Origin of the sequence: Sinosporangium siamense, assembly GCF_016863435.1 — a bacterium.
GTDB classification, from domain to species: domain Bacteria; phylum Actinomycetota; class Actinomycetes; order Streptosporangiales; family Streptosporangiaceae; genus Sinosporangium; species Sinosporangium siamense.
In genome coordinates, this window is the sequence record NZ_BOOW01000027.1 from 223,184 (window position 1) to 234,884 (window position 11,701).

An 11,701-nucleotide genomic window follows, 5' to 3' on the forward strand; every position below is an offset into this window, starting at 1 on the left:
GAGAACCTCCTTCGAAGTCGGCGGCGGGTGGGGGAGCGGGGGTGATTGCGGTAGTACGGACACGGATCCGGCTGCCGGAGACGCGGTGCCCGGGCGACTGGACTCTCCCCCCTCAGGAGGCCTCATGCTGGAATACCTGCCCCTGGCGATGCGGGGGTGAGCAAGGACAGAGCGTGTGAGGGGAGCGGTGTGTTGGCCACCGTGAAGGACATCGAGGCCCGCGGCCTGCATCATTGCGAGACGACGGCGCTGGGGGTGCTGCTGCGGCACGAGGGGCTTGATCTGTCCGAGCCCATGCTGTTCGGGCTGGGATCGGGCCTGTCCTTCATCTACTGGGACAGCAAGGCCATGGCGTTCCCCTTTCTCGGCGGCCGCGTCAAGCCTTTCGAACTCACCAAAAACCTGACCGCCAGGCTGGGGCTGACATTGCTGGTCGAGGAGACCACCTCGGCGCGCAAGGCGTGGGAGAACGTCGCCGCCCCCATCGACGCCGGTCGGCCGGTCGCACTCCAGCTCGACTCCTATCACCTGGACTATTTCCGGTCCAAGGTGCACTTCGGCGGCCACGTCGTCGCCATGTACGGCTACGACGAGCACGACGTCCACCTGGTGGACACCCGCCAACAGGGGGGAGCGGTGCGCACCAGCAGGGCGAGCTTGGCCATGGCACGGTCCGAACGCGGCCCGATGACCGCCAGAAACCGATCCTTCACCATCACCCTGCCCGAACACCCGCCCCGCTGGCAGGACCAGATCGTCCCCGCCGTCAGGGACTGCGCCGGCGCCTTCCTGTCCGCCCCCATCACCAACCTCGGCCACCGCGGCATCGAGAAGGCCGCCAAACAGGTGCCCGCATGGCTGCGGCGCACCCAGAACCCGCAGCAGGACCTGCCGCAGGCCGCCACCCTCATGGAGAAAGCCGGCACCGGCGGCGGCCTGTTCCGCGCCCTCTACCGGGACTTCCTCGGCGAGTGCGTGCAGCTGATCGACGACCCCGGCCTCCGCGCCGGCCACAAGCTGTACGCCGAGGCAGCCACCCTGTGGACGGACGTGGCCACCTTGATCACGAAAGCGGGGGAGAGCGGCGACGCGGGGCACCTTGAGCAGGCCGCCGCCATCCTCCGCGATCTTTCGCGCATCGAGAGCGACGCCATGCAGGTGCTGCGCCGGCTGTAGCTCTGCTCTGCCGCTCCCGGCGGCGACCCTCACCGGTCGGAACTGCCCCTCATCGTCGGCCAGGACCCGCCGGCCGCCCCTCGGCGAACACCTCCAGGCGTCCTGGCCGCCTCGTCGCGGGCGACACGTGGAGCGGCGCGGCCGGGGTGCCCCAAGGGCCTCCTGAGCTTGGGGGAGTGCGTTATGCACAACGATGCCGCAGACCTATTGACGCACCAGATCGACTTCCGATTGATTATCGTCGATTTCATGGTGGTGATCTCCATTAATTTGGGCCCGCTCGCAGTCACCATCCAGCGGAGTCGGTTCTTTGTCGTTTTCATGTACGGCTCAGCCGTACAAAGGAGTTAAGAAATGGTTAAGAGTCGCATCCTGACCTCCCTCTCCGCATTGGCACTCGCGGGCACGGTGGCGGCTATCCTTCCGACAGCCTCCGCCTCAGCGACCACTCCGGCCCCGACCCCCATCTGCGCCGAGGAGTGGAACCCCTCCAAGGCGTACGCGGGCGGCCTGATCGCGTCCTACAACGGGCGTAACTGGCGCGCCAAGTGGTGGAACAAGGACAACGTTCCCGGCGGCATCTCGAACAACTGGACCGACAAGGGCGTCTGCGACAACCGCGAGGGCAGCTTCGTGGTGAGTGAGGCGCAGTTCAACCAGATGTTCCCGAACCGCAAGCCCTTCTACACCTACAAGGGCCTGGTCACCGCGCTGAGCGCCTACCCGGCGTTCGCCGGCACCGGTGACGACACCACGAAGAAGCGTGAGGCGGCCGCCTTCCTCGCCAACGTCAGCCACGAGACCGGCGGCCTGTTCCACATCGTCGAGGTCAACACGGCGAACTACTCGCACTACTGCGACGACAACCAGTCGTTCGGCTGCCCCGCCGGTCGCTCGTCCTACTACGGTCGCGGTCCGATCCAGCTGAGCTGGAACTACAACTACAAGACCGCGGGCGACGCCCTGGACATCGACCTGCTCAACTTCCCGAACCTCGTGCAGAACGAGGCCCAGGTGGCGTGGGCTACCGGCATCTGGTACTGGATGACCTCCAACGGCCCCGGCACGATGACCCCGCACCAGGCCATGGTGGGCGGTCCCGGTTTCGGGGAGACCATCCGCAGCATCAACGGCACGCTCGAGTGCAACGGCGGCAACCCGCGCCAGGTCGAGAACCGCGTGAGGAACTACCTGCGGTTCACCGAGATCCTCGGTGTGACCCCGGGTGACAACCTGCGCTGCTAGTACTTGAAGTCCCGCCGCCGGGCGGGACTCGGCCCGGCTCTCCTTCCGCTTGCACGGGGAGGGAGCCGGGTCGAGCTTCTTCAAACCCGGCCGACTGTGATCGGCGCCCTCATGAGGTCTGAGAATGGCGGCCGGGGGAGAGGGATGAAGCCCCGGGTGTTTCCTGGGCCCTCTTCCGCATACGCGGTGGAGGTGCCGGTTCCCTGACGGTGGAAATCGTTTTTATGGAGACGGTTCCGCGGGGGAGTGGGGCGGTTTTAAACGAGGCTCACTTGGGTGTATGCCTCAAGTTGTGCGGCGGAGGGCGCGCGTTTAAAATCGCGCGGCTTTTCCGCCGGATGTGTTTTCGTGCGGCGGGCGGAAGGCGCGGCTCCGGGGGGATCGCGCAGCCGCCCGCCGTTCGTGTGCCAGTGGTGAGCTCCTCGGCGTCTTGATCAACTGCAACCAAGATCGCTTAGTGGGGTCCGCCGTGCTCGTCAAGATCCATACGGTCGGCGTCGTGTGTTCGCTTCCTGTTCGCGGTTCGCCGCTGCGGCGTGGCGGGGAGTGGGCGACTTGAGAAGTCGGCTGAGTCGCGAGTTCGAGGCGGAGGCGCAGGGGTGAAAAGCATCCGATTTCCACCTATTGCTATACCGGACAGAATTCAGCTTCTGTCCGGTATGACATTCTTTTGGCTGGTAGGGGTGCTGTGTGTGGATGTGGCGTTGTCGTGCGGGTGGTGACGGGCCGTGCCGTACGCCCGGCTTGGTGCACCGGGAGCAGAGATCGAGAGGATCGTGCAGAAGACCGCGAGCATCGGTCTGCAGGCTGCGCTGATCAAGATTCTGTGATCATGAAGGGCGGGCTTGTCATGCTGACCCGCTACATGGCGAAGGAGTTCAGCGTTCGCGGCATCCGGGCGAACTCCGTCGCGTCCGGCTCCATCCGCACCCGCATCGCGGACGAGGCGTTCGAAAAGCACTCCGAGGCGATCCCCGCGCTCGCCGCCAGGACGGCACTCGGCCGCATCAGTGAACCTGAGGACGTCGGCCGGGTGATCGCGGCCCTGCTGTCCGAGGGCGGCCGCTGGATCACCGCGCAGAACATCGAGGTCTCCGGCGGCTTCAAGCTCTGACGGGCGTGCGGCCCTGCCGGGACCGCGTCATCCTGCGCGGGCCTCTCCCCTGCCGCGACTCCATTGAAGAGCTCCTCGCCGCCGCGCCGGGCGCCGGCGTTCCGGCCTCGCGCGGCGACCGCGTCCACGGATGGCTACGGAGAGTGATCGGCCCGTAATTGGCCTAGCCGGTTGATGGCCCCCTCCCCTGGCTTCGCCGTACGCGCTCCCCGCCTGTCGGACTCTGTACGCCGAAAGCATGTGGTGATCGTGCGCGTGTGCGACATATGCCTTAAGGCGGAAGAGGTGTCCCCTGTCGAGGCTGTCTGGCGCGGAGCTTTGGGGGGCGCGCTCTCGGGCGGGCGTGGGGCCGGTGATGCGGCTTCGGGGGCGGCGGGTCGTTCTCCGGCGCGGGTTCGGCGGCTCACCCGCCGGAGGGGCGGGCCGGTGGGGCGGATGCTGATCGGGCCGCCGGGGCCGCGCCGGTTCTCGGCCGCCTATTCGGAGCGGCTGGTGCGTGCGGCTGCGCCGTGCGGCGCGGATGTCACGCACGCGGTGCTGGGGGCGGCGGATCTGCGGCGTTCGCGGGAGCGGATCCTGCGTGCGCGGGTGGGGTTGGCGTCGATGTGTGAGCGGGCGGCGGAGCTCGGGGGCACGTGTGTGATCGGTTCGCCTGAGGCCGGGACGGGGACGCGGGTGGAGGCGGTGCCGCCGGTGTCCGGGGGGTTGACGGCGCCGTCAGCTGTCGAGCGCGATTTTCACGAGTTGGGTGAGGTCGGTGATTTGCGCGGAGAGGGTCGCCTGGCCGCTTTGCACGTCGGAGATCCTGCCCGCCGCGTCGGCCTGTCCGGCTCTGAGGCCTGCGATGGAGGCCGCGGTGGTGGCCTGCTGGGCGGCGAGGGCGGACTGGCCGAGGCGGAGGTCTTCGAGGTCTTCGCCGAGGTCGGTGAACCGGTGGCTGAGGTCGGGGCGGCTCACGCGCAGGTGGGCCAGGTCGTTGGTGAGGCAGGCGAGCTGGGCGGCGAAGTTGTTCTGCCGGGTGGCGGACTGGGATTGCCCGGCGCGGAGATCGGCGAGCCCCGCTGCCATGGTCGCGTGCTGGGCGTTCAGGGCTGATTGCCCCGCTTGCAGGTCCGCGAGCTGGGCCATCAGCGTAGTCAGCGCGGTTTCGAGGCCGACTGCCTGCACCTCGGCCCTGTCGGCCGGGATCTCTTGATGCTGCTCTTCGTGGTTGTGAGCTGCGGAGGCTTCGGGGCCTTGCATGTGGTTTCTCCAGGGTGGCGGAGTGTCTGGCTGTGTGTGGGGGTCCTGGGCGCGGGGTCCGAGTATGAGTTGGAGGCGGACCCCGATGCCACTTTCGGAATCCGGTTAGCGGGCGAGTGCGGTCTTCACGAGCAGGGTGAGGTCGTTGAGTTGGGCGGCGATGGATTCCTGCGTCTCAGTCGACTTGGTGATGAAGGTGGTTACCTTCTCGGACAGCTCGGCCTGGCTTGTCTCCAGGACGGTGAACTTCTGGACGAGCTCCGCTTGGCCGACCTCAAGGGTGGTCACCCTCTTGGACAGTTCGAGCACCTTCACGCGTGCCTCCAGCTTGGCGAATCTCTCAGGGGTCACAGTGATCATGCGATTCTCCTGGCGTCGTCATGCCCCGGACGGCGGGGCCGCCCGTCTTCAGGCACCGCGAAGTTATCAATCTCCCCCGGCGACACGCCCGGCCTATTGGAGAGCCATTGCCAGCCTGACCAGCACTGAACCACCGTATGCAAGCTGTGAACAGATGTGGACTGAGCAGGGCGAACGACCGGTCGAGGTGGTCGTCGCACATGAGAACGCGCTCACGAAAACTTTACCTTCATGACCATTGCCTGACGTGATCGTTAGGGAGCTCCGCGTTGATCTACTGGGGGGCGAAGAACCACGGGATGCGCCACACAGGCCCCGGCGCACCCGGCAGGTTGCCTCAGCCGCACGGCGGACCCCACTCCGGGGCGGCGCCGCTGAAAGGCGGACGGCGAGGACGTCCGCCCCGCCCCGCAAGGGGCGAAACGCCGCGCTCGCCGGCCCCGGCGGCCGGCCAGCGGGATGTGTGCTTCACCACCCCGTGTAGCAGGTGACCGGCACGCTGTAGAAGTCGCGGGCGTAGGTGCCCTGTTCGCGCGGTCCGTGGTTGGACGCGCCGGTGCCGCCGAAGGGCAGGTGCAGTTCGGTGCCGGCGGTGGGAAGGTTGACGGTGACGATGCCCGAGCGGGACACCTGTTTGAAGCGCTCCGCAGCCGACAGGGACGTCGTGACGATGCCGGACGACAGGCCGAACGGCGTGTCGTTGGCCACCTCGATCGCCTCGTCGAAGTCGTCGACCCGGATGACGCAGCTCACCGGGCCGAAGATCTCCTCCCGGGCCAGCCGCATGTCGTTGCCGGCGCCGGCGAACAGGGTGGGCCGCATGAAGTGCCCCTCCTCGGCGGCGTGGTCTCCCCCGGCGACGGGGGTCGCGCCCTCCCGGCGGCCGATCTCGATGTATTCGAGGTTCCTGGCGAGCTGGTCGGCGCTGACCACCGGGCCGAGGTGGCTGCGCTCGTCGAGCGGGTCGCCGGGGCGCAGGGCCTTGGTGGCCTTGGTGAGCGCGTCCACGAACCGGTCGTGGACGCCGGCCTGGACGATGAGCCGGCTGGAGGCGGTGCAGCGCTGCCCGGTGCTGAAGAAGCTGCCGTCCAGGGCGCAGCGCACCGCGACCTCCAGGTCGGCGTCGTCGAGCACCACGAGGGGGTTCTTGCCGCCCATCTCCAGCTGGAACCGCTTGTTGCCGTGCGCGATGCACCGCTGGGCGATGTGCCGGCCGGTGTCGGTGCCGCCGGTGAAGGAGATGCCGTCGATCCCGCCGGAGGTCAGCAGTTCCTCGCCGACGACGCGGCCGGTGCCGTACACGAGGTTGAACACGCCCGGCGGCAGTCCGGAGCCGGCGATGACGCGGGCCAGTTCGCCGGCGGAGGCGGGGACCAGTTCGGCGGGTTTCAGTACGACGGCGTTGCCGTAGGCGAGTGCGGGGGCGACTTTCCACGCGGGGATGGCCCACGGGTAGTTCCACGGGGTGATGACGCCGACGACGCCCAGGGGGCGGCGCCGTACCTCGGCGTGGGCGCGTTCGCGTGTGCTGGAGTAGAGCTCCCCTTGCGGCTGGAGCACTTGGTGGGCGTAGTAGCGGAAGGTCTGGCCCGCGCGGGTCACCTCGGCGCGGGCCTCGCCGAGGAGTTTGCCTTCCTCGCGGGAGAGGAGGACGGCGAGTTCGTCGGTGCGCGCGAGGATGGCTGTGCCGATGCGGTCCAGGATCTCCAGGCGCTGCCCGGCGGGTGCGGCGGCCCAGTGGGGCTGGGCGCGGCCTGCGGCGTCGACGGCCTCCTGGACGGTGGCCCGGTCGGCCAGGGCGTATTCGGCGACCACTTCGCCGGGGCGGGCGGGGTTGGTGTCGGTGCGGCGGTCGCCGTCGATCCAGCGGCCGTCGACGAGGTTGAGGTAGTGGGGTGCGGGCGGGGGCTGGGCGGTCATGGGGGGCCTTACGTGTGGGCCGGGGGTGCTGCCGGTTCCGGCGCGGGTGGTTCGGGGAAGTGGCAGGCGACTTGGTGGCCCGCGGCCTCGGAGGTGAGGGCCGGTGTCTGGGTTTCGCAGATGTCCTGGGCTTTCCAGCAGCGGGTGCGGAAGCGGCAGCCGGTGGGCGGGTTGAGCGGGCTTGGGACGTCGCCTTTGAGGATGCGGCGCCGGCGCTCGGTCTCGATCAGGGGGTCGGGGATGGGGACGGCTGAGAGCAGTGCCTGGGTGTAGGGGTGCCGGGGCCGGGTGTAGAGGTCTTCGCAGCCGGCGGTCTCGACGACGGTGCCGAGGTACATGACGGCGATGCGGTCGCAGAGGTGGCGTACGACGGCTAGGTCGTGCGCGATGAACATCATGGTGAGGCCGAGCTCTTCCTGCAGTGATTCCAGCAGGTTGACGATCTGGGCCTGGATGGAGACGTCCAGGGCGGAGACGGGTTCGTCGGCGACGACGAACTCGGGGTCGCTGACGAGTGCGCGGGCGATGCCGACGCGCTGGCGCTGGCCGCCGGAGAGTTCGTGCGGGTAGCGCTCGTGCCAGCGTGTGCTGAGTCCTACCAGGTCCATGGTGGTGAGCGCTTTGGCGCGGCGTTCGCGGGCGGTCGCGCGGGAGTGGACGAGGAGGGGTTCTTCGATGAGGTCGCCGATGGTCATGCGCGGGTTCAGCGACGCGTAGGGGTCCTGGAAGATCATTTGCATGCGGCGGCGCATGGCGCGCATGCGGCCGCGGCCGAGTGCGGTGAGTTCGACTCCGTCGAAGGTGACCGTGCCCTGGCTGGGTTTGAGGAGTTGCAGGATGGCGCGGCCGGTGGTGGATTTGCCGCAGCCGGATTCGCCGACGACTCCGAGGATCTCGCCGCGGTAGGCGTCGAGGTCGACGCCGGCGACGGCGCGCAGGTTGGCGGGGCGCAGGGAGCCTTTGGCCGGCACTTTGAAGTCGACGGCGAGGTCGCGTACCTGGAGAAGGGCCGGGCGGTCGCCGGGTGCGGCGACGGTGGCGGCCGGGGTCGGGTGGGACATCACTTCTCCTGCTTCGGCTGGTCGGCGTGCCGGTCGTCGAGGGAGAGCCAGCCGCCTCGAGGTACGTCCTGCATGCCCCAGCAGCGGGTCAGCTGGGCGTGGCCGGTGTCGCCGCGTGCCGCCGTGAGGGCCGGTGGGGATTCGGCGCAGAGGTCGTGGGCGTGTGTGCAGCGGGGCTGGAAGCGGCAGCCGGTGGGCATGGCGGACAGTTCGGGGGGTTGTCCGGCGATGGGGCGGAGTTTGCCGCCGCGTGCCTGGTCGAGCCGGGGTACCGAGCCGAGCAGTCCCCAGGTGTAGGGCATCTGGGGGCGGTGGAAGAGTTCGGCGGTTGTGGCGCGTTCGACGATCTGGCCGGCGTACATGACGTTGACGCGTTCGGCCATGCCGGCGACGACGCCGAGGTCGTGGGTGATGAACAGTACGGCGGTGCCGGTTTCGGCGGCGAGGTCGCGCAGGAGGTCGAGGATCTGGGCCTGGATGGTGACGTCGAGTGCGGTGGTGATCTCGTCGGCGAGGATGAGGCGGGGCCGGCAGGACAGGGCCATGGCGATCATGACGCGCTGGCGCATGCCGCCGGAGAACTGGTGGGGGTAGGAGCTGAGGCGTGTCTCGGGGGCGGGGATTCGCACCATTTCCAGGAGTTCGATGGCGCGTGCGCGGGCGGCTCTGCCGTTCAGTGAGAGGTGGAGGCGCAGGGATTCGGTGAGTTGTTTGCCGATGGTGAGGACGGGGTTGAGTGAGGTCATGGGGTCTTGGAAGATCATGGCGATGCCCTTGCCCCGGACGGCGCGTAGCTCGCGGGGTTTCATGGTGAGCAGGTCGCGTCCTTCGAAGAGGACTTTTCCTCCGGTGACCCGTCCGATCGGGGGCACGATCAGTCCCATGATCGATTGAGCGGTGGCGGATTTTCCGCAGCCGGACTCCCCTACCAAGGCCACCATCTCGCCTGCGTCGACGCTGAACGACACTCCGTCGACAGCGGTGACCGACCCTTGCGCAGCGCGGAACTCGGTACGTAGGTCCTGCACCTCTAGCAGGGGCATCGAACCTCCTGGTGTGCACCATGAAAGTGTCGCTATTCGTCAATTGGGAGTGTTGCACATCCGATCATCGTCGTCTAGGCTCACCAGAACGCCGAATTACGACACTTTTCCAGATTGGACATCATGGCGTCGAAGAGCTCGATTGAGAAGGATCGCAGCATCATCCGCGAGCTGGTTCGGGATCCACGGCAGACCAACGTGGCGCTTGCCGCCAAGGTCGGACTGTCGGAGGGGTCTGTGCGGCGGCGGGTGGAGAGACTCGTGGCCGAAGGCCAGCTGCACTTCGCCGTGATTCCCAGCGCGTCGTTCATGGGTCGTCCCGTGCACACGCTGTTTGAGATACAGAGTGTTCCCGGCGCCACCGAGCAGCTCATCGAGCAGCTCGTCGCGATGCCCGAAATCTCCTACGTCTACCACGTGACCGGCCAGTTCGACATCGTCGCGGTCGGCTACTTCGCGTCGAGCAACGAGATGCGCACCTTCTGGACGGAACGGCTGGGCAACCTGGACGGGTTGATGGAAAGCCGGACCCTCATGGTGCTGCGCGTCGCCAAACGGGTCCACGAGTGGGCCCGGGACATCGCCACCGACGAAGACGACACCGTCCCCTAGTCACATGTGATCCGACCCCGGGTGGTCTTGCTCCACCCCCGCACCTGGGAGTTGACCGTTGCTGCGCATCATGCTGATCCGCCTGGTCTCGGTCGTGCCGGTCTTACTCGGCATCTCGATCATCTCGTTTTTCGTGATCCGGATGATCCCCGGAGACGTCATCAGCTCGATCATGGGTGAGGATTTCGCCGATCCCGCGGTCGAAGCAGAGATGCGCCGCTACTTCGGGCTGGACATGCCGGTGCACGAGCAGTTCCTGCATTGGTTCGGCAACCTGCTCCAAGGCGATCTCGGCACCTCGATGCGCACCGGCCAGCCCGTGCTTGACGAGATCATGGACCGTTTCCCCGCCACGCTGCTCCTGGCCGTCTCCGCCCTGGTGGTGTCGGTGATCATCTCGATTCCGTTCGGGGTGATCAGCGCCACCAGGCGCAACGGCGTTCTGGACGCGGCGTCGCGCCTGGTCTCGCTGATCGGGCTGTCCGTCCCCAACTTCTGGCTCGGCATCCTCCTCGTCTACGTCTTCTCGGTCTCCCTGGGGTGGCTGCCCTCCCAGGGGTCGGGAGAGAGCCTCGCCGACCTGCAATACCTCGTCCTTCCCGCCGTGACCCTGGGTGCGAGCCTGGCCGCGATCAGCATGCGCATGACCAGGTCGAGCATGCTGGAGGTGCTCAACCAGGACTATGTGCGCACCGCCCGCGCCAAGGGGCTCGCCGAGACCGTCGTCGTCACCCGTCACGCACTGCGCAACTCGCTGATCCCTGTGGTCACGGTGCTGGGCATCCAGGCGGGGGCGCTGCTCGGCGGCACCGTCGTGGTGGAGCAGGTCTTCTCGTGGCCGGGCCTTGGCACGATGGTGATCCGCGGGATCACCCAGCGGGACTACCCCGTGGTCCAGGGCACTCTTCTGTTCCTCGCCCTCTTCTACGTCGTGGTCAACCTTGTCGTGGACCTCGTCTACGTCTACCTGGATCCGAGGCTTCGCAGTGGTCACTGAAATCGCTCCCGTGCCCGCGCCCGGGCCGCCGCCGGTCGCGCGCCGCGGCGGCCGGAATCTGCTCCGTGTGATCGTCAGGGACCGCATCGGCGCGGTCGGGGTGGTCATCGTGGTGGTGATGACGCTGGCGGCGGTGTTCGCCCCGCTGCTGGCGCCCTACGATCCCACCGCGATGTCGGCTCAGCGTCTGGCGCCGCCTGGCGGCGTGTTCCCGCTGGGGGCCGACGAGGCCGGCCGTGACCTGCTCAGCCGTGCGCTCTACGGTGCGAGGACGTCGCTGACGGTCAGCCTGATCGTGGTGTCGTGTGCGGGGGTCATCGGGGTTCTGCTGGGTCTGCTGGCGGGATATTTCCGGGGTGTGATGGACGGTGTGATCACTCCGGTGATGGACGTGCTGTTCTCCTTCCCCACGCTGTTGCTGGCGCTGGCCGTGGTGGCCGCCCGGGGGCCGGGTACGGAGAACCTCGTCCTGGCGCTGGTGATCGTGTTCGTGCCGAGTTTCGCGCGGATCGTGCGGGGCACGGCGCTGTCGGTCGGCAAGGAGCCGTATGTCGAGTCGGCTCACGCGGTCGGGCTGAGCAACGCCCGCATCATCTTCAAGTATGTGCTGCCGAACTCGGTGGCGCCGATCGCGGTGCAGTTCACCACGAGCCTGGCCTACGCGATCCTCATCGAGGCGTCGCTGGGCTATCTGGGGCTCGGGGTGCAGCCGCCGCAGCCGTCGTGGGGGTCGATGCTGTCGTCGGGCAAGGCGTTCATGGAGCTGTCGCTGTGGCCGTCGCTGGTGCCGGGGATGTGCATCATGATCACCGTTCTGGGTTTCAACCTGCTGGGTGACACGTTCCGCGACGCGCTGGACCCGCGGCTGCGCGGGCGGGCGGGCCGCTGAGCCCGGCGCAAGACGCGCGGGAGACGCACAGGAGACACGGAG

Annotated in this window: 11 protein-coding genes; 6 read left to right on the plus strand and 5 right to left on the minus strand. The window is 67.9% G+C overall.

Annotated features, from left to right (window positions below):
• Positions 1 to 189: 189 nt before the first annotated feature.
• From Ssi02_RS20700 to Ssi02_RS20710, 3 genes are all read left to right on the plus strand, one after another.
• Positions 190 to 1,176, plus strand: coding sequence for a BtrH N-terminal domain-containing protein (locus Ssi02_RS20700; RefSeq protein WP_239129214.1), 987 nt, complete (start codon positions 190 to 192; stop codon positions 1,174 to 1,176).
• Between the two features lie 354 nt (positions 1,177 to 1,530).
• Positions 1,531 to 2,421: a glycoside hydrolase family 19 protein gene (locus Ssi02_RS20705; protein WP_204027822.1), complete on the plus strand. Its 891-nt coding sequence runs from the start codon at positions 1,531 to 1,533 to the stop codon at positions 2,419 to 2,421.
• 832 nt (positions 2,422 to 3,253) lie between these two features.
• Positions 3,254 to 3,535, plus strand: a complete 282-nt coding sequence (locus Ssi02_RS20710) for an SDR family oxidoreductase (RefSeq protein WP_204027824.1) — start codon at positions 3,254 to 3,256, stop codon at positions 3,533 to 3,535.
• A 717-nt stretch (positions 3,536 to 4,252) separates the two neighbouring features.
• On the opposite strand, the gene Ssi02_RS20715 is transcribed toward Ssi02_RS20710, so the two are convergent.
• The 5 genes from Ssi02_RS20715 to Ssi02_RS20735 form a co-directional block, all read right to left on the minus strand.
• Positions 4,253 to 4,777 (minus strand): hypothetical protein, encoded by a 525-nt coding sequence (locus Ssi02_RS20715; protein WP_204027826.1) that lies wholly within the window; start codon positions 4,775 to 4,777, stop codon positions 4,253 to 4,255.
• A 105-nt stretch (positions 4,778 to 4,882) separates the two neighbouring features.
• On the minus strand, positions 4,883 to 5,137 hold the full coding sequence (locus Ssi02_RS20720) for a hypothetical protein (protein ID WP_204027828.1): 255 nt from the start codon (positions 5,135 to 5,137) through the stop codon (positions 4,883 to 4,885).
• A 468-nt stretch (positions 5,138 to 5,605) separates the two neighbouring features.
• Positions 5,606 to 7,057, minus strand: coding sequence for an aldehyde dehydrogenase family protein (locus tag Ssi02_RS20725; protein WP_204027830.1), 1,452 nt, complete (start codon positions 7,055 to 7,057; stop codon positions 5,606 to 5,608).
• 8 nt (positions 7,058 to 7,065) lie between these two features.
• Positions 7,066 to 8,118, minus strand: coding sequence for an ABC transporter ATP-binding protein (locus Ssi02_RS20730; protein WP_204027836.1), 1,053 nt, complete (start codon positions 8,116 to 8,118; stop codon positions 7,066 to 7,068).
• On the minus strand, positions 8,118 to 9,161 hold the full coding sequence (locus Ssi02_RS20735; protein ID WP_204027837.1) for an ABC transporter ATP-binding protein: 1,044 nt from the start codon (positions 9,159 to 9,161) through the stop codon (positions 8,118 to 8,120). Before Ssi02_RS20735 ends, Ssi02_RS20730 begins: the two co-directional genes overlap by 1 nt.
• A 123-nt stretch (positions 9,162 to 9,284) precedes the next feature.
• On the opposite strand from Ssi02_RS20735, the gene Ssi02_RS20740 reads away from it, so the two are divergent.
• From Ssi02_RS20740 to Ssi02_RS20750, 3 genes are read left to right on the plus strand one after another with little or no spacing between them, the layout of a single operon-like run.
• Positions 9,285 to 9,773, plus strand: a complete 489-nt coding sequence (locus Ssi02_RS20740; protein ID WP_204027838.1) for an Lrp/AsnC family transcriptional regulator — start codon at positions 9,285 to 9,287, stop codon at positions 9,771 to 9,773.
• Between the two features lie 58 nt (positions 9,774 to 9,831).
• Positions 9,832 to 10,770, plus strand: a complete 939-nt coding sequence (nikB, locus tag Ssi02_RS20745) for a nickel ABC transporter permease (RefSeq protein ID WP_204027839.1) — start codon at positions 9,832 to 9,834, stop codon at positions 10,768 to 10,770.
• The gene (locus tag Ssi02_RS20750) at positions 10,760 to 11,659 is read left to right on the plus strand and encodes an ABC transporter permease (RefSeq protein ID WP_204027840.1); all 900 of its coding nucleotides are present in this window, start codon (positions 10,760 to 10,762) and stop codon (positions 11,657 to 11,659) included. The genes nikB and Ssi02_RS20750 overlap by 11 nt, the downstream gene beginning before the upstream one ends.
• The last annotated feature ends 42 nt before the right edge of the window (positions 11,660 to 11,701 follow it).